The organism is Parapedobacter koreensis (assembly GCF_900109365.1).
In the GTDB taxonomy this organism is placed as follows: Bacteria; Bacteroidota; Bacteroidia; order Sphingobacteriales; family Sphingobacteriaceae; genus Parapedobacter; species Parapedobacter koreensis.
The window spans coordinates 355,093-376,403 of record NZ_FNZR01000004.1; the positions used below are offsets into that span (position 1 = coordinate 355,093).

Genomic DNA, 21,311 nt, shown 5'->3' on the forward strand with positions numbered 1-21,311 from the left:
TTTGTACGAATATATTACAATAAGTGCAATACCCGGGAAGGTATTTTTGCATATGGACATGCCGATGAAAATTAATGAGCTTCAGCTTACCAATGCCCGCCAGGGCCATACTATCCACAATACCGAGGTGTTTTCCAAAGACGGCCGGTGGATTGTGTATGACACACGCAATGATGATACACAAATCGGTAGTACGGGCACGATAGCCATGGTCAATGTACATACCGGGGAAACGCGGACACTGTATCAAACAGTGGGCCAGTCAGCTTACGGGCCGGGAGTGGGCGCAGCAACGTTTTCGCCCGTGGCCGATCGGGTATTGTTCATCCACGGTATCCGCAATGCTGATGCATCCCGGCCGTATGGTATGACCCGTCGTACCGGTGTGGCTATTGATATTGATCATCCGGGGCATCCCATTTTCATGGATGCACGGGACATCACGCCCCCATTTACCAAAGGTGCCTTACGGGGTGGCACGCATGCACACTCGTGGAGTAGCGACGGGCAGTGGATCAGCTTTACCTATAATGATTATGTGATGGAACAACTGGCTCGAACAGATTCCACCGTTGCGGATTTGCGCATGGTCGGCGTGATGGTGCCGGGCCAGGTAGTGGTCACTGATGGTGGATCAATGGAAAATAATAGCGGCGAATACTTTTCAGTGGCGGTGACCACGGTGACCGAATCCCCTACGCTCGGCAGTAACGAGGTTGATAAGGCTTTTGACGAATGTTGGATAGGCATCGATGGTTATTTCAGGCCGGACGGCAGTAAGCAGCGGCGAGCTATCGCGTTCCAGGGGAATGTGCGTGATACCGAGGGTAGGACGGTCACGGAGATTTTTGTGGCGGATCTGCCGGATGATCTGACGAAGGAACAGGATGGGCAACCCTTGGCCGGAACAGCCACTACGCGCCCCCATGTGCCTGTTGGCGTGGTTCAACGACGGATTACTCACTCCATGGCAGGCGTGGAAGGGCCGCGGCATTGGCTGCGCACAATACCTGATGGGAGTATGATTCTTTATTTAGCGAAAGATAACCGAGGGATCGTGCAATTGTTTGGCGTGTCGCCCAATGGAGAGGAACCACGGCAAGTTACCGCCAATCCCTTTCCGGTGCAGGGGCCGTTCAATAGCTCCCCGGATGGGCAGTGGGTGGCTTACCCAGCGGACAATAGCATACTGATTACCGAAATCGCCACAGGCAATACCCATCGCATTACACAACGGTTTGAAGAGGTGAATAAACCCGTCGGCGCACCGAATTGGTCGCCAGACGGGAAGACTATCGCTTACAACCGGTATGTGAGCGAAGAGGATGAGCGATTTTTACAGGTGTTTTTGCTGACTACTAATGCAAAAATAGTTTGGTAACTCGATGGCAATATTAATTATACATCTTCTCGTAATCATCGATGGTCGTTCCCTTGGCAAAATACCGGATATTATACGTAAAGCTCAACATAAAATACCGTTGCAATACATTCGATTGGGAGTCCTGTATGTAGGTCTCGGTAATGTCCCGCCGGATGTTGTTGTTCTGGCCGAACAGGTCATACACATTGACACTTACTTCAGCACGCTCGTTTCTGAGTAGTTTTTTCCCGATGGACATGTTGGCCAGCAAAATGCTGTTGTCATAACCTTCGGATAACCCCGTATTGAGCTGGTGATTGACGTCCAGCCGATAGACCAGGTTCTGCCAAAGGATCCAATTAAAATTAATCCGGGTAGTCTGGTTGAAATAGTTGTTGTTGAGCGTGGGACGCAGGGAATTTTGGACGGTATTGTATGATGAACGTGTCCAGATGTTGAAATCCATGCGGTCACTGATGTTGCTGCTCAATGAAATGCCCCCATTGTACCGGGTGGTTTTGACCGCGTTGACCTGGTCATTGATCATCCCCGGGCTATTGGTATAGGAGATGCCACCATGGAAGTTAAAATTAGAGGGTAAGAAATGTACGGGCAGGCCATAATGGAAAAATGAGCGTAAATCCCAGTAGCCATCAAGGTTGACCGGACGTGTAAGCTGCGAACCCCGCTCCAGGATGATACCGTCTGCCAATTCAATGGGCGCTTCAGCAATGGTGGTACTGGTGACTACATTGTTGGACGTGACGGTAGATCGCACCATAGCAAAAAAGGTGCGTTGCGTTTCCGAATTATAACTCCGGTAGCGCAGATTGAACCGATTGCTGTACGACTGATCAAGGTCCGGATTTCCGGTGCGGAGGTGCAGGGGGTTTGAGTTGTCGATGACCGATTGCAGGTCGCCGATGCCGGGGGCATTGGTGCGTGCATCGTAGTCAAATTCCAGGTTTTTTGAGTCTGTAAACTTATAGTCCAACCGCAAGGAGGGCATGACGCTACGAAACGTACGCTGCAATGCGAACACGGAGGGAAACTCCTGATCATTTTTTAGCTGGGCGTGCTGAAACTCGGCTTCCACCTGAACGCGCAGTTTTTCCAAGGAATACTGATAGCCTATCTCGGCCTCCTGCGTGAGGTAGTCACTGTTGAAGGTGTTGCTGAGCGCGGTGTCCAGACGTACCTGATTGCCCATATTGTCCGTGTCATACGTCAGTTGGTCGGAGTCATTGGTACGGGTACCAATTTGGTATTCAAATTCGACTATACCGTTCTTGCCGAACGGCTCGGTATAGGCGGCGTTTGCCTGCCAGTTAAATCCTTTACGTACACGCACAATTTGCTGGCTGATATTTTCCACGCGCTCGGCGGGATCGAAAAATATATTCTCGGCTTGTCGGTTGGCGTCGTCATCATTCTTTTGATTTCCAGTCACCAATCCCACGCGCAGGCTACGCCCTTTTTTGGCAAAGCGTCGGCTGTAAAATAGGCGGCTATTGAAGTTGAGGTCCGAATTGTCGGCCAGCCGCTGGTTTCCAGTTTGGTTCAATGGGCCGGAATCCGTCAAGGTATTTCCATTGAAAAAGCTGTTTTCGTTGTCCGACTGGGTGGAAAAATTTGGTCGGAAGAGGATGCGGTTGTTGCTGTCTATTTGGTACTCGAAGCGCATATTGAACCGATGGGCTGCGTTGCGGCGGGTATTCGTGCTCGACTCAGTATAGCGCTGCCCGTCGCTGTCAGGGAGCACATATTCGCGTAAAAGTGAAGATTCACCGAAGTTTTTGCGGTGATTGAATAAGTAGCTGGCGTTGACTTCAATTTTTTCACCCCAGTTATCGGTGTAGTTCAATCCAATGCGATTGGTATTAATGATACCATTCTGTGGGCGCGCTTCGCCCTGGCTGTTCGGATCTGCTGAAAAGTCTACCGCATTGATGTTGTTGGTCAATCCAGTGATGGTGAGCCGTTGGCCTTCGTTGAAGGCATTTACACTGGCTCCCACCATGTAGCGTTCGCTGTCGCCGTATCCGGCTGACGATTTGCCAAAAAGCCCCTTCCGGCTATTGGGCTTGGTAATGATATTGATGGTTTTCAGGCGTTCGCCATCATCAAATCCGCTGGCCTCGGCTTCATCACTTAACTTATCAAACACCTGAATGCTTTGGATAATCTCCGCGGGCAAGTTCTGTAGTGCGGCTTTTACATCCGTGCCGAAAAACGGTTTGCCATCCACAAGGATCTGCGTGATATTTTCACCTTGAGCCTGGAGGTTGCCGTCCTCATTGCCCATGCCTGGCATTTTTTCGATAAGGTTTTGCGCAGAGGCGTCTTTCATGGTCTGGAATGCGCCGGCATTGAATTCAGTGGTGTCTCCCCGCTGTTTTCCTACCGGGGGACGGCCGGTGATGGTGATTTCGTCCAGCAACCGGGCTCCTTCATGGAGATACAAGGTGCCGACATCGATATCGTCATCGATTTCGATGGGTTTGTCGGTATTGTCGTAGCCAAGGTATTGCACGCGGATGAGGTAATCCCCCTCTTCGACCTCATCCAGTTCAAAGGAACCGTTCGATTGGGTAACCGTTTCCCGGACGACCAATGAGTCCTGTGCATGGAGTAGGGAGACGGTGACGTTTGGAAATGGGATGCTATCGCTGGCTGAGCGTACGTCCCCCTTGATGGTGTGCTGTTGTGCCAAAGCGGATTGTATAAATAGGCATGACAGCACGGCATAAAGTAAATATTTCATTAATGAATGTATTGTTTTAGTATCTGCGCGGAACTGCACAAATATCAGACCGTCATCGGCGGAATCGGCCGTTAAGTCAGCCTTGTCACGTGTTCGTTATGTAAAATAACTGTTAAGGTACCGTTGCTAAGAAGATGCCACAACTGTCATCGGCTGGTTAGTTTTGCTTCCCTTATCCCGCGACGGCAAGTACTTCCCGGTGAGATAACAAAAATTACTTGTACCTTTGTATCCTATGGAACGGACAGCAGTATTGGAGCGGTTTGACGTCAGGCGGATAAGGAAAGATTTTCCTATTCTCACCCGTACGGTGAATGGAAAACCCTTGGTATACCTTGACAATGGGGCCACTACGCAAAAACCTCAACAAGTGATCGATGCGATTGTAAACTACTATACGCAATTGAACAGCAACGTGCACCGAGGTGTACATCACTTGAGCCAACTGGCCACGGATGCCTTTGAGGTGACGCGACGCAAATTGCAACCTTTTATCCATGCAGCCCATGAGCACGAAATCATTCTCACCAAGGGGACGACGGAAAGCATCAACTTGGTAGCCAGTTGCTACGGCAAAGCATTCATAAGTGCCGGGGACGAAATCATCATCTCTGCTATGGAACATCATTCGAACATTGTCCCTTGGCAGATCGTTTGTGAGGAACGTGGTGCGTTGCTCAAAGTCGTGCCCATCAACGATGCGGGAGAATTGGACATGGAAATGTACCGATCAATGCTTAACGATCGGACCAGGCTGGTAGCGATTACTTATGTGTCTAATGCGTTGGGAACCATCAATCCGGTGAAAACGATCATTGAGTTGGCCCATGCAGCAGGGGCACCTGTATTGCTCGATGCAGCCCAAGCCATACAGCACCTGACCATCGATGTGCAGGAGTTGGATGTGGATTTTCTGGTGTTTTCCGGGCACAAAATGTATGGACCAACCGGCATCGGCGTGCTTTACGGAAAGGAAAAATGGCTAAATGCCATGCCTCCTTATCAAAGTGGGGGCGAGATGATCAAGGAAGTGACCTTTGCCCAAACGACCTACAACGAACTGCCATTCAAGTTTGAGGCAGGCACGCCCAATATCGAGGCGGGTATCTGCTTGGGCCATGCGATTGACTACATCAACGATATCGGGATGGCTGCCATCGCGCAATATGAACATGAATTGCTGGATTATACCACCCAACGTTTGCTGGATATTCCTGGGCTGCGCATCATCGGCACCGCGAAGGAAAAATCTAGCGTCGTATCTTTCTTGCTGGATGGGGCACATCCGTATGATGTGGGGGTTATCCTTGACAAACTGGGTGTCGCCGTAAGGACAGGGCATCATTGTACGCAGCCGCTAATGGACCGCTACGGCATTCCCGGTACGGTAAGGGCTTCTATTGCGATGTATAACACGAAGGAAGATATTGACATATTGGTAGCAGGCGTGGAAAAAGCGGCAGCGATGTTGTTGTAGTCCGGAGTCGGAAGACAGGAGTCCATAAGTCTCATGTCTATTGTCTCATGTCTCAAATCTCAAAAATGACCATAAACGAAATACAAGACGAACTTATTGACGATTTTGCATTCTTTGATGATTGGATGGCCAAATACGAATACATCATTCAACTCGGAAAAGAATTGCCACTGATTGATGAGCAGTACAAAAAAGACGAATACCTCATCAAAGGTTGCCAATCGAAGGTTTGGTTGCATGCCGACCACCAAGGTGGCAAGGTCATATTCACAGCGGATAGCGACGCCATCATTACGAAAGGATTGGTGGGATTGATGATAAAAGTGTTATCAAACCATACGCCACGGGAAATCGCCAATAGTGAACTTTATTTCATTGACCAAATTGGACTGAAGGAACACCTTTCGCCTACCCGTGCGAATGGCTTGCTATCTATGGTAAAGCAGATGAAACTGTATGCTGTGGCGTTGAACGCTAAAATTTGATTAAGGAACAAGGATTTAACGAGCAAGGATACTAACGTCCTTCATCTTTGCTCCTTGTTCTTTAATCCTTATTCCAACTTCCAACTACTCAAACCACCTCAGCACCTCATCCTTCGTAGGCATAGGGATTTCAAGCTTCATTTTCTTGCGCAGGCCACCCAAATCATTGAACACCTTATTGGGGTTGGCTGCCTTCAGGGCGTCGATGGTGTTTAATCCCATTTTTTGCAATACCGGTATCCATTCTTCCGGTATGCCCTGTGCCGTGTAATCACCCGTGCCGGCTTGTTTCAATACCTTCTCCGGGCGCATTTGTGGGAAGAACAATACATCCTGTATACTCTGCTGGTTGGTCATGAGCATCGCCAATCGGTCGATACCAATACCGATGCCCGATGTGGGTGGCATGCCGTATTCCAATGCCCGCAGGAAGTCATAGTCGATAAACATCGCTTCGTCGTCGCCGCGCTCCATGAGTTTGAGCTGTTCTTCGAAGCGTATCCGTTGATCGATGGGGTCATTCAGCTCACTGTAGGCGTTGGCCAGTTCCTTGCCGTTGATCATCAGCTCAAAACGCTCCACCAAGCCGGGTTTACTGCGGTGTTTTTTGGTGAGCGGGCTCATCTCTACGGGATAGTCGATGATAAAGGTTGGTTGGATATAGTGGTGCTCGCATTTTTCACCGAAAATCTCATCGATCAACTTCCCTTTACCCATGCTTTCGTCCGTGGGAATACCCAGTTGCTTGCAGACCTCGCGGAGGCCTGATTCATCCAATCCATCCACTTCGAATCCGGTATGTTCCTTGATGGCGTCGTAGATGCTCACCCGTGGGTAGGGTGCGGTGAAATTAATCTCCTTGTCACCCACCTGCAGCTTAGCAGTACCATTGGTTTCAATAGCCACATGCTCGAAAAGTTTCTCGGTGATATCCATCATCCAGAGGTAGTCTTTATAGGCGGTATAAAACTCCAGCACGGTAAATTCGGGGTTGTGCGTGCGATCCATCCCCTCGTTGCGGAAATTCCGGCTAAATTCATAGACCCAATCATACCCACCCACGATGAGGCGTTTGAGGTACAGCTCGTTGGCAATGCGAAGGTACAGCGGTATGTCCAGTGCATTATGATGCGTGATGAAAGGGCGAGCTGCTGCACCGCCCGGTATGCTTTGTAATACAGGCGTATCCACTTCCAGCGCGCCGCGCTCATTGAGGAAATTCCGGATAGCGGTTTTCACTTTGGATACTTTGACAAAGGTCTCGCGCACTTGCGGATTGACCACCAGGTCTACATAGCGCTGGCGGTAGCGAAATTCAGGGTCGGTGACGGCATCGAAGGTCTTGCCATCGGCAGATTTGACCACGGGCAATGGCTTCAGCGATTTCGACAACAACGTGAGTTGCTGCACGTGTACAGAAATTTCTCCGGTATTCGTGGTAAACACAAACCCCTTGATGCCGAGGAAATCGCCGATATCCAATAATTTCTTGAATACCGTATTGTATAGCGTCTTGTCTTCCTCGGGGCAGAGGTCGTCACGTTTTAAGTAGGCTTGGATACGTCCGGTAGCGTCCTGCAATTCGATAAACGAGGCATTGCCCATCACGCGGCGGCCCATCATCCGTCCTGCGATACTGATATTTTTATAGTTTAGCTTGTCGCGTTCATAATTTTCCAGGATATCCTTGGCAGTGACATTGACCTCGAATGCTTCAGCAGGGTAGGGATCGATACCCAATGCCGCTAATTTGGCTAACGCATCCCTGCGTTGCAGTTCCTGTTCAGATAGTGTGGTACTCATCCAATGTTGAATTATGCGGCAAACTTAGCTAAAATGCATTTTAATTGCAACGATGGTTGCCAACCTGTAGCATTTCCTTGCAGGTATCCGTCTTACCCAAAAATAACGTAATATTAGGCTTATGACGCATGGTTTTAGGGCTGGCTACATACTCCCGATAGATTGAAAAAAGTATTTGTTGGGTTCGTTTTAGCGGCAGGCAGGTAATGAGCATTTGAATTTGAAAGTGGGTTTATCTAAGTTTGCATATCGAATTAACGAGCTGATTAATTGTAGCGTAGCCGCATAGTGAGTTTTAACATCCGATACTCGAAGAGGAAACATGCGTTGTCATTGGAGGACGCGGTGAAGGGGTGTGTGCAAAATGGAGACGAACGGAGTAAAGAATTGATATACAAAAGCTGTTACGGCTATGTGCGTGCGATTACCATGCGATACGTCAAGAATGAATTTGATGCCGAGGAGCTGACCAATGAGAGTTTTATTCGGGCGTTTAGCAAAATTGCAACGTTTAACAGCGGGGAATCGGGCGATCGGTTTGAAAAGTCATTCCGCGCTTGGCTGGCCCGTATCGCGGTAAATATATCCATTGATTTTTTGCGTGCTCAGAAGCAACTGCTGGCGTTGGATGATGTCAGCGAGAGCGAAATAGAGCAGCAACGTGTAGAAGTATCCGGAAATTTGCATGTAGAAGACATCATGAAATTATTGTTTCAGCTGCCAGAAATTCAACGGACAATTTTTAACCTGTATGAGGTGGAAGGGTATTCCCACGAGGAAGTTTCAGCATTGTTGGCCATTCCTGAAAGCACATCCCGGACCTACCTCACACGCGCAAAGAAAAAATTACGGCAGCTTTATCTGGCATCAACAAACATTACGGCTAGGTTTTAATGATAGGTTGAAATGAACGAAAGTGAAGAAAATAAGGAACTGATTCAACGGATGGCAGCGGCCCTGCGCAACCATGAGGAATCCTACCGGGAGGGGGCATGGGAACGTTTTTCGGCTGTGCACGGTAAGCCGAAGCCGAAGGTACTGCGATGGCCCTATTGGAGTGCCGCTGCGGTGGTGCTACTGGCAACGGGCTTGTTTTGGTTCAATTGGAAGGCCAGTGGTCCCGATGGAATAGCTACTGACAGTGAGATACAGCAAACACTGGCCCAGCGCCCTTTGGAAAAACAGCAAATGACAACAGCCGAATTATCGGACGAAACGGAGGGGGCTGCTCAGGTAGCAGTGCAACCATCGAACCGGAATGTGCACATTGCGCCTGTAAGTGTACGCGCTACGCCTATTCCCGATGCGGTATCCGTACCGGGAGTTGATCCGGTCCAATTGGCCGCTGTGGAAGAGGAAGTTTCCGATGACAAACACATTTCAAGTGCTGAAGCAACGGGTCAGCTATCAGACACACCGGCGCAGCGCCTCGCTGCCGTCGGAGAGCAGGATGCCCCTGATCGCATGTTGGGACGGGAAGCAGCAAGCCATGAGGCGTCGCCAAGCGCAGCATATGCCACAACCGCGGGCGAAGTTGCGAGCGACGGCACGCGGAAATGGAATCTTGGCGTGATGGTCGCACCATCACTCACCAGTGAGAAGGTCAATTGGGGGGGGGGGATAGCTATCGCTTATCAGCTATCGGACAAATTCTCGGTGGGATCTGGTGTGTCGATCGGCCAGTTGGGTGTCAGTGAAAATCCGAATTATGAACCGCGGTCGCCGCAGACCGCCGCTACTCCGAACATGCCATCCAGTACGGACGGCCACGGATACCAGGGTTTTGTAAACAATAGCGAGCAGTATAAGGAGGGGATCTCGGTGACCAGCAGTGTAGTGACACTGGATATTCCGATCGATCTGCGATACGAAGTAGCGCGGGGTTTCTACACTTCGGTAGGTGTGTCGTATGTGGCTGTATTGAATGAGCAGCGTACCAGCCACTTCGTCGGCCAACTCAATGAACGCACATTTGGGGAAAGCAACTCCACTCACAAGAATTTGGCCACTTCTATGGAAGTCGTGTCCATGTCCGAACGGACGAACGAACAGCCCCTCGAAGGAAAGGGGTATGCAGGTTTTATGAATTTTTCTATCGGGCGCAAGGTGCCACTATCCAAAAAGCTGTCGCTCTCAGTGGAGCCTTATTTTAAGCTTCCCATTGGGCGGCTTTCCAAGGAGGAAATGAACTTTACCAATGGCGGAATACGTATCGTAACCGGGTTTTGACCCTTCCCCGGGGTTAATAATTATTTAATAGCTAACGTTTTGATTAGTTAGCAAAATCTATTACATTTGATGCGTACCTTTTTAGCTACAGCGTGAGCGGATGGCAAAAAAAGGCAGCTGACTCATCTACCTTTTTGTGTTTTTGATTGCCAAGGGCATGCTTCATATAAGGTGAGCCGGGTTTTGGGTATGAGGTTTGTGCTTCACGTGGCAATAGTTTTACAAACGGATAATGATGAAACATAGTCACGCGTGTTTTTACTTGATACCCCTTCTACTGGTCATCCATGGTTTCTCCAACCATGTATGCGCATCGTTTGTGTTTCAATCCCGTAATGATACAGCTATTATCAATGATTGGTATCGGGAGGCTTTCCGGTCCATGGACGGCAACCTGAAAAAATCGGATGATCTCATCAACAAGGCATGGAAAATGTCCATTGACATTGCTTATGACCAGGGCATTGCCGACGGCTATTATTATACCGGATGTGTATACGAGCAGAAAGCTGCACTGAATATTGCCCGTCGGTATTTCGAAAAGGCAGTTTCGTTGTATACACAGGGTCAGTTTTTGGCTAAACTTCCCGATTGTTATAAGCGGTTGGGCGAGATTTACATGAAAGAGGATCGGTATTATACCGCGTTGCAACATTTTTTGAATGGGCTGCGTGTAGCAGACGAGGAAGGCGATCACGTGGCCCAAATCGAGTTGAGTATCCAGCTCGCCAACTACCACAATACCGTTTCAAGGGATTACAAAGAGGCGATTGCGATGCTGAGCGCGGCGGAACGTCGCGCAAAGACGGCTAACTATCCTTCGGCGTTGGCCACCATTTATTTGCAATACGGCATGAGCTATGCCAATCAACGGGATTATGTGCAGGCCTTGCATTACACACAACTGGCTAGGCAAGCGTTTGATAAGCTGTCAAATGCGGAAGATTTATTGAAAACTTTACTCGTTGAGGGAGATATCCATAGCAAGACCCATGAAGAGGATCGGTTAGCTACCGTGCTCAGCGAAGCCAAGCCTTTGATCAATTCGGTGAAAAGCAAGCAATTACAGGAAGCATACCAATTATTGCATGCCACTGAGTTGTATTTTTTAGGTGATTACAACTCCGCGTTGACCATTTGTGAAACGTTATATGCCCAACTGGATGGTAATAAGCAACAGGAAGAGTGGCGAGAGGCCCGTTCTTTGCATTTCAAGGTGTTATATGCATTGGGCGATGTCCGGCAAGCGGATAGCCTGTTTGATAATTACGAATACATCAAAGATAGCCTTTATACCGCCCAATATATCGGGCAGGGCATGGAAATGAGCGAAAACTATAAGCTGGAAAAATTTGAGCGCCAAATCAGGGAGCAGGAATTGCAGCTGTCCAATACCAATTATCAACGCTATGGTTTTATTGCGGGCATTGTCGTGTTGCTGACCATATTAATCATCCTTTATTTCCACTTTAGGGAAAAAGACAAACTGGCCCATCGGGTAGCCATAAAAAATGCAGAGGTTTCCGTCCAGAATGAAATATTGAAACAAGCCAACCGGCAAAATGAAATGCTGTTGCGTGAAATCCATCACCGGGTAAAGAATAACCTCCAAATCATCAATAGCCTGCTCAACCTTCAATCCAGAAAGACGACCAACCAGGAAGTCATGGCCATGATGCAGGAAAGTAGCAGCCGGATAAATTCCATTGCGCTGATCCATAATAAGCTGTATCAGCAACAAAGTCTCAACCGGTTGAATATCCAGGAGTATATTGAACAATTGGGGGCCCATTTGCTGAGCATCTACAATGTCGGCAAAAAGAGCGTACGCTTCAAGGTGGAGGCCAATAACGTTTCACTGGATATTGATACCGCTATACCCATCGGATTGATACTGACGGAACTGATGACCAATTCATTGAAATATGCTTTTGTCGACCGCGAAGAGGGCGAAATCTACGTACACGTAAAGCATGAAGGGGAGAAAGACTACGAACTGATTTTCAAGGATAACGGTGTTGGCATTCCCGAGACAAAGTTTGCGCAGACCAATGAAACCCTGGGTTTTCGTTTGATTAATTCCCTGACCAGGCAACTGGCTGGAATTATTCAATATACTTTTGGGGAGTTTTCGATGTATAATATCCGCTTTAAGGGCCAAGCCTGATTCGGTTGCTGGTGCATATTTAATCATTGTTAGTTTACGTTACCTTAATCTCACGGCGCTACTTTTGAGGCATTTTAACAGCCGATCGTCAAAATTGCTTATTAAATGAAACGTAGAGATTTTTTTAGAAACGCAGCTTTAACAGCCGCTGGGGCAGCTGTATTATCCCCTTTTGAATCGATTGCGCGGGATGGCCGCCGTGTCGCAGTTACCCATTCCGTAGCCAAAACGGCTAAAAACATTATTTTCATGGTGAGTGATGGCATGAGTGTTGGTACGCTGAGCATGGCTAATATGCTCAATGAGCGGCGGGATGGCAAGTTGTGCAACTGGATGTCCTTATACCATGCTGGTGTAGCTAATAGAGGCCTCATGGACACGGCGTCAGCCAATAGCTTGGTCACCGATTCCTCTGCGGCGAGCTCTGCATGGGGTGGTGGTGTCCGCGTAAATAATGGGGTACTCAACGTCACACCGGACGGCAGTAAACCAACGCCCATTCTAAGGAAATTCAAAGCCGCAGGCAAAGCGGTAGGGTGCGTCACTACGGTACCGATCACCCATGCGACGCCTGCCGGATTTTGCGTGAATAGCAACAGCCGCAACGATCAACCCGGCATCGCCTTGATGTATCATGACCTGCGGTTTGATGTCATGATGGGAGGCGGCACGGAATTTTTCAGTGCGGACAAGCGGGAAGATAAACAAGATGTCTTCGGGAAATTTGCTGCAAGTGGTTTTCAGGTAGCGAAAACAAGGGAGGAAATGCTGGCTATCGATGCTGCGGCAAAGGAAGCTCCCATATTGGGCGTATTTCATCAAGATGGCTTGCCCTATGCACTGGATAGGGAAAACGATGAGACATTGAAAAAAGCAACACCGTCGCTGGCAGAAATGGTCGGCACGGCTCTTCGTCACCTGAAGAAAAACCGCCAGGGGTTTGTATTGCAGGTAGAGGGCGGGAAGGTGGATTGGGGAGCCCATGCCAATGATGTAGGCGCGCTGTTATACGACCAGTTGGCGTTTGATGAAGCGCTGGCGGTGGCCATCGCATTTGCCGAAGCGGAAGGAGATACCTTGGTCATCGTCACGACCGACCATGGCAATGCCAATCCCGGCTTTTTCGGGGGCAATGCTAATTTTGAACGGATGTTCAACTTCAAACACACCAATGAATGGGTGTTGCAAGGCATCAATAGGGATTTTACAGCTGCGCAGGTGATTGAACGCCTGGAGCATGCACAAGGTATTGTCATCAAGGCCGATGAGGCGATGCGTTTACTGACCCACTATGTGACCGACCGTAACGAAGAAGGCCTGTATAATCCCTATCGGTTGCCTTTCGCGGAGTTGGCGCAGATTCAACAACATTATACTTCGGTAGGCTGGGGGAGTATGGATCATTCTGGTGACCACGTTGAGATAGCAGCTTATGGGCCGGGACGTGAGCTGCTGAAGCCCTTTGTACGCAATACCGATCTCCATAACCTGATGCTGGAGGCCACGGGCGTAACCGTAGGGTGATAGCACGGCAGCGGTGAGCGGATTTTAGATAATCTGGTCGATACGGATCCAATCCATGCCTGCGGCGATGGCACCCTGTACACCGGGGTTGCCATCTTCAAAGACCAAGCAGTCTTGAGGAGCAACGCCAAGTTGTTGAGCGGCCTTGAGAAACGGATCGGGGTAGGGCTTTCCCCTATCGGTATCATCGGCACAGACGAGGGTTTCTATGGTGTCAATGAGGCCTATTACGGTGAGTGTGCGTGTCACGGTTCTGCGGCTCCCGCCGGAAACCACCCCAATGCGCACCTTGCCAATATGGTTTTGCAGGTGGTGCACTACAAAATCGATGGGTAGGGTGTCTGACACATAACGATCAAGGAAGATGGTCGATTTGGCCGTCGCAAATTCGTGGGGCGGCACTTGTGTATGATACCTTTTGTTGATTTCTTCGGCAATAAGCACGGTAGGCCATCCGGCGAGCTCATCAATAATCGCAGCATCCAGCGTGATGCCGTATTGCGCCGCTGCTTCGCGGTATGCCATTTTGTGTGCGTGCATATTATCGGCAAGCGTGCCGTCACAATCGTATAAAAATGCTTTGTAGTCCTTTTTGCTGCTGAGCTGGGTAAGTAGCTCAAGTTTTTCGTGGATCAATGCATCAGCCGTCATTTGCCTGATTTCCTCCTTCTTTTTTCTTTAGTGATGAGTGAGAGTTCCCGTCCGGTTTGTCCCGCTACAGATGTGTTTTCCTGAGCCCTACGGAAGAGGTAAGGCATTACGGCTTTCACCGGGCCGTAAGGCATGTATTTCACCACGTTGTACCCCACTTCAGCAAGGTTGAAACTGAGGTTGTCACTCATTCCCAATAATTGGGCAAAGAAAATATGCGGATGGTTGTGTGGCAACTGCCGTTTGTCCATTTCTTCAGCCAGCAGCTTGCTGCTTGCCTCATTGTGCGTGCCGGCCATGAAACCAACCCGGTCGAGGTGGTCGAGGCAGAATAAGACAGCCAAGTTGTAATCCCGATCGGAGGCTTCTTTGTCTGGCTGGATGGGCGAAGGGTAGCCCATCTCCTTGGCCCGCGCCCGCTCAATTTCCATATAAGCACCGCGCACCATTTTAGCACCCAAAAAGAACCCATCCGTTTCCGCCAGGTAGTAATCTGCCTGAAGCGACGCTAATTTGTCGTGCCGATAGAGTTGGTACGTGTTGTAGACCACTGGGGCGTTGCGATTGTACCGCCGCATCATGTCAAGTGCGATATCGTCAATGGCATCTTGTATCCATGAGTGCTCTGCATCGATAAGCACCTTCACGCCGTTATCAAAGCAGGTCTGGCATATACGTTCCACGCGTTGCTTTACACGCTCGTATTCCGAGGTTTCCTCCGGGGTGAGTGGTTGCTTGGCATTGACTTTTTCAAACAGATCAAAACGACCAAGCCCAGTGGGCTTGAATACGGAAAAGCTGATGTTCGGATTCGTTTTAGCGTAGGCAACCGTACGCAGGATTTCTTGGCATGTATCATCGAAAACCTGCTCGGTATCTTCGCCTTCCACGGAGTAATCGAGGATGGTACCGACCTGTTGATTGGCCAGCCGCTCAATGGCGGGGACACAACCGTCGATGGTTTCCCCACCACAGAAATGGTTAAAAATCGTGCTGCGGATAAGGCCTTTTATCGGCAGTCCCGCTCGCAATGCGAAATTAGTGACGGGTGGGCCAATATTTGTAAGAAAGTTGTTAGCGATAATTTTAAACAACCAATAAGCCTTGTTTAGATCGGCGTTGCTTTTACTTCTGAAAGCGATTTCCGTATTTTCGAACGAAAGGGCGCTTTGTTGCTGCGTTTGCTGGGACATTAATTGAATGCGAATATGGGGCAATATTAATGATAATTGCTATTTTTCACAAGTTTTATACACAATTAAGCATTACATTTGCACAATGGTTACCTTTAAAATTGCAGGTGAGTATATCCAATTAATCCAATTGTTAAAAGTGCTCAACTGGGTGGAGCATGGTGGCGAAGCACAGGCAGTGGTCACGGCGGGATTGGTGCGGCATAATGGCCAGGTGGATTTCCGCAAACGGCTGAAAGTAAAGCCGGGCGACACGGTTGAATTTAGGGGGAAACAGGTGCAAATAGTCGGATAAGTAATGAAGAAACAAGGGACTATCTTACTACTCGCTTTGCTTGGTGCATGCCATGGTACTGAAAAGAACGTCAGCAAGTCTTATGTTTTGGCGGTGGCCGTCGAGACTTATGAACGAAAAGGCTCGGATGCTATCATTGAAAAAACAGAAACGGATACCGTGGAGGCATCTACTGCATTGGCGGCTTATTCCAAGGGTATCCAGAAATACGCCGCTGTGCTGATGCATATCCAACAGTTTCCTGACTCGGTAAAAGGCACGAAAGGCTTAAAAATATGGGATGGACAAGGCAATGATATTGTTCCTACTATTGCGCAAAGCCAGCGCGACAGTGTCATTATGAACTTTGTGCAGTTTGCAAGGCGCTCAAATATACCTTATTATGACCGCGTCAAAGATTTTGAACTTAAACTGATGACGGCAAGATAGCATATCGATGAACCAATACATACCAAGCACCGGCTACAACGTTTTCTTTGATAATACATTGGATGAATTGCAACAATTCATCCAAACCAATGCCTACTCGAAGGTATTGTTGCTGGTCGATCGGAACACGAGCGAGCACTGTCTTCCAGTGCTGCAAGCCGCAATGCCTGCATTTGACGGCTACGACATTATTGAAATCGACCCCGGGGAAGAGAATAAGAACATTGATTTCTGCATTGGTATTTGGAAAATGATGCTTGATTTTGGTGCTGATCGCCAAAGCCTGCTGATTAACCTGGGTGGGGGGGTCGTAACGGATATGGGTGGATTCGCAGCCTCCACCTTCAAGCGGGGGATAGATTTCGTACAGGTGCCAACAACTTTATTGTCTCAAGTGGATGCGTCCGTAGGCGGGAAGACGGGGATCGATATGGACAATGTGAAAAACATTATCGGAACATTCGCTCAACCCAAAGCCGTATTCATCGCAAACAGATTTTTGGATACCTTGGATAAGCGGCAATTGGTGTCGGGTTTTGCGGAGATCATCAAGCATGGCCTGATAGCCGATAAAGCGTTTTACGAGACGGTGAAAGGTATGGATGCCGCAGATCTTTCCTTGGAACACATTATGCACTCCGTGACCATCAAAAATGAGGTGGTCACCCAAGATCCTACTGAGCGGGGACTGCGCAAGATTTTGAATTTCGGCCATACCATAGGCCATGCTATTGAAGGCTATTCACTAGCCCATGATGGAAATCCGCTGCTCCACGGCGAAGCGATTGCCGTTGGCATGATTTGCGAAGGGTACCTGGCCCATCGAAACAACGGGTTGTCCAAAGGGGCCTTGGATGATTTGATCCATACCTTCCGAACTCATTTTCCGGATTACACTTATCATCCCGGCAGCTACGACGAGTTGGTGGCGTTGATGAAAAACGACAAGAAAAATACGGGCGACCAGATTGGTTTTGCCTTAATCAGTGATATCGGGCAATGCAGTATCGATCAGTTTGTTGATGAAGCGTTGATTCGGGAAAGCCTTGATTTTTATCGGGAGATTGTTAGTTAGTCGAGCGTCAGAAGCCCCAAAGTCTGTTATCTAATGTCTATTGTCTAACTAATGTCTATTAACCAATTAAACTAAATTGAATAAAAATGAAACATTTCAAAAAAGCAGTATGGTTTGCAGCTTTGATGCTGTTGGCCATGGCCAACGGGATGCGTGTGTATGGGCAAGCCCGAATTTTAGTGTTTTCCAAAACAACAGGGTTCCGGCACGACAACATTGAAAAAGGAGCGGAGACCATCAAGCAATTGGGAGCAAAACAAGGCTTTGCCGTAGATCATACCGAAGATGCATCGGCGTTTACGGACGAAAACCTAAAGCAATATCAAGCAGTTGTTTTCCTGAGCACTACGGGTACGGTATTGGATGCCAACCAGAAGGCAGCTTTTATGCACTACATCCAAGCGGGAAATGGCTTTGTAGGGATCCATGCTGCCAGCGATACGGAGTATGAATGGCCTTGGTACGGGAAGCTTGTAGGCGCCTATTTTTTAAGCCATCCGCAAGTACAGGATGCCGACATCCACGTGGTTGATAAGTCTCATCCGGCTACGGCACACTTGCCTGACGTGTGGAACCGCAAGGATGAATGGTACGATTTCAAAGACCTAAATGATGAAGTGAAATTGCTGATGCGGTTGGATGAAAAATCCTACAAAGGCGGTAAGATGGGCGACTACCACCCGATGTCATGGTATCACCAGTATGATGGTGGAAGGGCTTTTTACACTGCACTGGGGCACACCAAGGAAGCTTTTGATGAGCCAGCATTCCAACAGCATATCGTAGGCGCAATACGGTATGCCATTGGAGACTGAATAAATTGGGTAGGGTTGGTATTATCCCTGATTGGCAACCAACCCATCAATTACGGCTAACATTTCCTTGAACTCTGCTTCATCAAATAGGCGGGTTAGGAAGACGATTTTGCCATCCCGATCGATGACCACATTGCGGGTGACCCCGCTTTTCTTGGCGGCAAAACGACTGTAAATATCCGCGTTGGGATCCAAGGCCAGGGGATAAGTGATATTTAGATCCGAGGCGAATTTCTGCACGGTCGCCAGCGGTTCATCCCGGTCTACACCAATGAGTTTCACACCCCGGTTCTTGAAAGCCTGGTGTACATCTTGTTCCAAATGTGGCATCTCTTTGCGGCATACGCCGCACCAACTGGCCGTAAATTGGAGGACAACCACCTGACCACGCAGGGATTCAAGGTTTACGGTTTCCCCGGTATGCAAGACCAAATCAAAATCGGTTGGCGCCACGTCACCGACCTTCACAACAAAACCGCGTTCATCCGGTTCTTTCTCGCCCGGGATGGACAGGAAATTTAGGGCCAAAAAGGCGAGGAATAAAGCTTTCATAATTATCTACTAATTTAGTAGACAAAAATAGTGAAAGTTTTGGTCTGTGCAATAGGCTTGGGTTGATTTTGTTAGCGAAGGAACGTTACAATGTGCTGGGCTGTGCGTTCAGACGCTCCTGGATCGCCCATTTTCTTGTGGAGGGCGGCGTAGTCATCCAGCACTTGAGCTCGATAGATTTTGTTATTCAGGAGACCGTTGAGCTCTTTGGCGATATCCTCTACGGTGCATTCTTTCTGGATGAGTTCGCTAACAGCAGGTTTGTCCAGAATGAGATTTACCAGGGAAATGTATTTGACCTGGATGACCCATCGGGCTATCGCGATAGACACCGGATGGGCTTTGTACACTACTGTTTGGGGTACATTCAGCAGTGCTGTTTCCAGCGTTGCTGTGCCGCTGGCCACAACGGCGGCTTCGGCATGTTTGAGCAGGTCATATGTAGCATGGAAGACGATGGGCAGATTAGCTTCCCCCATATGTTGCTGATAGTATTCCAGCGGAAAGTTTGGTGATCCGGCCACGACGCAGTGATGCCCGGGGAAACGGAAGGACAATTGGCCCATGATGGGAAGCAGCTTGCTTATCTCCATATGCCGGCTGCCGGGTAGCAGTGCAATAATGGGTTTGCCCGCGAGGTGATTTTCTTCTAGAAAGCGATCATTGTAGGTGTAGCTGGCAATGGCGTCCAGCAGCGGATTGCCCACGTAATCCACGTCCATACCCCATTTCTCATAAAAATCTACTTCGAAGGGAAGGATGCAAAACAACTTATCCACTACGCGCTTGATCTTCAACACCCGCCGTTGGTTCCATGCCCATACTTTGGGCGAGATGTAGTAACAAACCTTTAGCCCCATCTTTTTGGCAAAGGATGCGATTTTCAGGTTGAAGCCTGGAAAGTCAATCAACACAAGTGTATCCGGCTGATACGCCATCACATCTGCTTTAACCAAACGGAGGTTTTTAGCAATCGTGCGGATATTAGCCAGCACCTCAACAAAGCCCATGAATGCCATTTGAGAAGTATGAATCACCGCTTCTTGTCCGGCGGCCCGTTGCATACGGTCTCCGCCCACCAAACGGAATTGTGCATCTGCGTCCGCTTTTTTGAGTGCTTGGATCAGGTTGGCGCCATGCAGGTCGCCCGATGTCTCCCCGGCAATGATGTAGTACTTCATGCCGTAAAAATAAGGATTTATCTCCGGACTCCCGTCTCCCGGCTTCTACCTTAAATCCCCAGCTCAATCTGGAAAGTAGCCCCCCAGTTGTTGCCCTCATGGTTTGTCCGGTAGATGCCTTCTTCGATTTGGTAGCTGGCATTCAATTGCAGTTTGAGGCGGTGGGCGCGGAAATATTTGGTCAAGCCGAGTTCGACCACCTCGGTCTGCACTTCATAGGCCAGGATATCCCTGTGGGGTTTAATCCAGGTATAGCGGCCGGCAATTTCATAGCCCCGGTTTCTATCCAGGAGGTAAGACATCTGCTGGTTTACGCCTTGCCCTTTGAAGGCGTAGGCAACTTCGCCTTCTTCATCGGTACTGAATGGGTCATCAACCCCACGCTTCATATACTCAATCTGGTAAGCCCACCCCCGGTATTTAAGGATGGCATCATAAAATGCAGTTTTTAAGGTCAGTGGCGATGTGATGTAGGTTCCGGTCTGGCCGCCGCTACGCGTGGTGCGGTCGTTGTAGCTGTAGCCGCCGCCAATGGAAAGTTTGGGCGTCTCTTCGTATTCAAGGTCACCCTCGTAATAGTCACCGTCATTGGTAAAATCACCAAGTGGGAGGAACTCAGCCCGGCCGGTGTAAGCCAATCCGTCGTCCGTCGTCGTGGATACGCGGCCTTCACCGGTGCTGATAGCTCCTTTGAGGTGTATGGGCACTTCCCCGATTTTAGGGGAATAGTAGGCTTTAATGCCAAAATCACGGTCGATATTGAAGGTTGCGTTGACCAGTGATCGTTCAGCAAATTGCAGTTCTCCGGAAGAATTTACCCGCTGGCGGTTGCCGGGAAGTTTATTTTGCCCAAACGCGACGTAAAAATTGTCCGTGAAGTTATAGAAAATCACGGCATCACGCACGATATTCACCACGTCCGTGTCATCATAATCCTGATCGCCGCGTGTAAACCCAAGCTGGATGCTATACGCTAATTTGGGGTTATAGATGTAGCCATCCATCCGGAGCCGTAGTCGCCTGATGCGGGCCTCGAAACTTTCGGCACTTAAATCATCTCCACCAGTGGAGGTATATTTTAAGCGGCTTTGCATCCTGAACCTGAAATTGATATAAAAGGTCGAATCGTCGCCCATATATTGGATGCCTTTAAAGTCCTCGATCGTTGGGCGCTCATCGCGCAACCGTTGGGCAAATGAGGGCTGGCATGTGCCGATACCTAAAGCAAAGATAGAGAAAACCAGTAGCCGATAATTCATGTTATATGATGGTTAAATTTCGGTTACTAATATCTACTGATAAGGTTAT

Annotated in this window: 18 protein-coding genes; 11 read left to right on the top strand and 7 right to left on the bottom strand. The window is 48.9% G+C overall.

The features are described from left to right. The first annotated feature begins 64 nt into the window (after nt 1-64). Nucleotides 65-1,381, top strand: a complete 1,317-nt coding sequence (locus BMW65_RS12885) for a DUF3748 domain-containing protein (protein WP_090606031.1) — start codon at nt 65-67, stop codon at nt 1,379-1,381. A gap of 13 nt (nt 1,382-1,394) precedes the next feature. Here BMW65_RS12885 and BMW65_RS12890 read toward each other — a convergent pair whose 3' ends face one another. Then, a complete protein-coding gene (locus BMW65_RS12890) occupies nt 1,395-4,127 on the bottom strand; it encodes an outer membrane beta-barrel protein (RefSeq protein WP_090605933.1) in 2,733 nt (910 codons plus the stop codon). A gap of 235 nt (nt 4,128-4,362) precedes the next feature. Here BMW65_RS12890 and BMW65_RS12895 point away from each other — a divergent pair, with 235 nt between their 5' ends. Together BMW65_RS12895 and BMW65_RS12900 are read left to right on the top strand one after the other, a co-directional pair. Then, the gene (locus BMW65_RS12895) at nt 4,363-5,604 is read left to right on the top strand and encodes a cysteine desulfurase (RefSeq protein ID WP_177181115.1); all 1,242 of its coding nucleotides are present in this window, start codon (nt 4,363-4,365) and stop codon (nt 5,602-5,604) included. Nucleotides 5,605-5,669: 65 nt separating this feature from the next. Beyond that, on the top strand, nt 5,670-6,089 hold the full coding sequence (locus BMW65_RS12900; protein ID WP_090605934.1) for a SufE family protein: 420 nt from the start codon (nt 5,670-5,672) through the stop codon (nt 6,087-6,089). A gap of 84 nt (nt 6,090-6,173) precedes the next feature. Here BMW65_RS12900 and lysS read toward each other — a convergent pair whose 3' ends face one another. Further along, nucleotides 6,174-7,892: a lysine--tRNA ligase gene (gene lysS / locus BMW65_RS12905; RefSeq protein ID WP_090605936.1), complete on the bottom strand. Its 1,719-nt coding sequence runs from the start codon at nt 7,890-7,892 to the stop codon at nt 6,174-6,176. Nucleotides 7,893-8,180: 288 nt separating this feature from the next. Between lysS and BMW65_RS12910 the strand changes: the two genes are divergently transcribed. From BMW65_RS12910 to BMW65_RS12925, 4 genes are all read left to right on the top strand, one after another. Next, the gene (locus BMW65_RS12910) at nt 8,181-8,786 is read left to right on the top strand and encodes an RNA polymerase sigma factor (RefSeq protein WP_090605937.1); all 606 of its coding nucleotides are present in this window, start codon (nt 8,181-8,183) and stop codon (nt 8,784-8,786) included. A gap of 12 nt (nt 8,787-8,798) precedes the next feature. Beyond that, on the top strand, nt 8,799-10,121 hold the full coding sequence (locus tag BMW65_RS12915) for a hypothetical protein (RefSeq protein ID WP_090605939.1): 1,323 nt from the start codon (nt 8,799-8,801) through the stop codon (nt 10,119-10,121). 232 nt (nt 10,122-10,353) lie between these two features. Next, nucleotides 10,354-12,288: a tetratricopeptide repeat-containing sensor histidine kinase gene (locus BMW65_RS12920; RefSeq protein ID WP_090605941.1), complete on the top strand. Its 1,935-nt coding sequence runs from the start codon at nt 10,354-10,356 to the stop codon at nt 12,286-12,288. Nucleotides 12,289-12,393: 105 nt separating this feature from the next. Beyond that, nucleotides 12,394-13,812: an alkaline phosphatase gene (locus BMW65_RS12925; RefSeq protein WP_090605942.1), complete on the top strand. Its 1,419-nt coding sequence runs from the start codon at nt 12,394-12,396 to the stop codon at nt 13,810-13,812. A 24-nt stretch (nt 13,813-13,836) separates the two neighbouring features. On the opposite strand, the gene BMW65_RS12930 is transcribed toward BMW65_RS12925, so the two are convergent. Together BMW65_RS12930 and BMW65_RS12935 are read right to left on the bottom strand one after the other, a co-directional pair. Next, nucleotides 13,837-14,463, bottom strand: a complete 627-nt coding sequence (locus BMW65_RS12930) for an HAD family hydrolase (RefSeq protein WP_090605944.1) — start codon at nt 14,461-14,463, stop codon at nt 13,837-13,839. After that, nucleotides 14,460-15,656 carry a proline dehydrogenase family protein gene (locus BMW65_RS12935; protein WP_090605945.1) on the bottom strand — a complete coding sequence of 399 codons (1,197 nt, stop codon included), beginning with the start codon at nt 15,654-15,656 and terminating at the stop codon, nt 14,460-14,462. The genes BMW65_RS12930 and BMW65_RS12935 overlap by 4 nt, the downstream gene beginning before the upstream one ends. A gap of 85 nt (nt 15,657-15,741) precedes the next feature. Between BMW65_RS12935 and BMW65_RS12940 the strand changes: the two genes are divergently transcribed. The 4 genes from BMW65_RS12940 to BMW65_RS12955 all read left to right on the top strand — a co-directional run bounded on the left by BMW65_RS12940 (nt 15,742) and on the right by BMW65_RS12955 (nt 18,270). After that, a complete protein-coding gene (locus BMW65_RS12940) occupies nt 15,742-15,951 on the top strand; it encodes an RNA-binding S4 domain-containing protein (RefSeq protein ID WP_090605947.1) in 210 nt (69 codons plus the stop codon). Between the two features lie 3 nt (nt 15,952-15,954). Further along, nucleotides 15,955-16,380 carry a hypothetical protein gene (locus BMW65_RS12945; RefSeq protein WP_090605948.1) on the top strand — a complete coding sequence of 142 codons (426 nt, stop codon included), beginning with the start codon at nt 15,955-15,957 and terminating at the stop codon, nt 16,378-16,380. A 7-nt stretch (nt 16,381-16,387) separates the two neighbouring features. After that, entirely contained in the window at nt 16,388-17,455 is a 1,068-nt protein-coding gene (gene aroB / locus BMW65_RS12950; RefSeq protein WP_090605949.1) for a 3-dehydroquinate synthase, read from the top strand. A gap of 86 nt (nt 17,456-17,541) precedes the next feature. Then, entirely contained in the window at nt 17,542-18,270 is a 729-nt protein-coding gene (locus BMW65_RS12955) for a ThuA domain-containing protein (protein ID WP_090605951.1), read from the top strand. 21 nt (nt 18,271-18,291) lie between these two features. Here the strand turns inward: BMW65_RS12955 and BMW65_RS12960 are convergent, their stop codons facing one another. The 3 genes from BMW65_RS12960 to BMW65_RS12970 form a co-directional block, all read right to left on the bottom strand. Next, on the bottom strand, nt 18,292-18,822 hold the full coding sequence (locus BMW65_RS12960) for a peroxiredoxin family protein (RefSeq protein ID WP_090605952.1): 531 nt from the start codon (nt 18,820-18,822) through the stop codon (nt 18,292-18,294). A 71-nt stretch (nt 18,823-18,893) separates the two neighbouring features. After that, nucleotides 18,894-20,003, bottom strand: coding sequence for a lipid-A-disaccharide synthase (lpxB, locus tag BMW65_RS12965; RefSeq protein WP_090605954.1), 1,110 nt, complete (start codon nt 20,001-20,003; stop codon nt 18,894-18,896). A gap of 50 nt (nt 20,004-20,053) precedes the next feature. Beyond that, entirely contained in the window at nt 20,054-21,262 is a 1,209-nt protein-coding gene (locus BMW65_RS12970) for a porin (RefSeq protein ID WP_090605956.1), read from the bottom strand. Nucleotides 21,263-21,311: the final 49 nt, after the last annotated feature.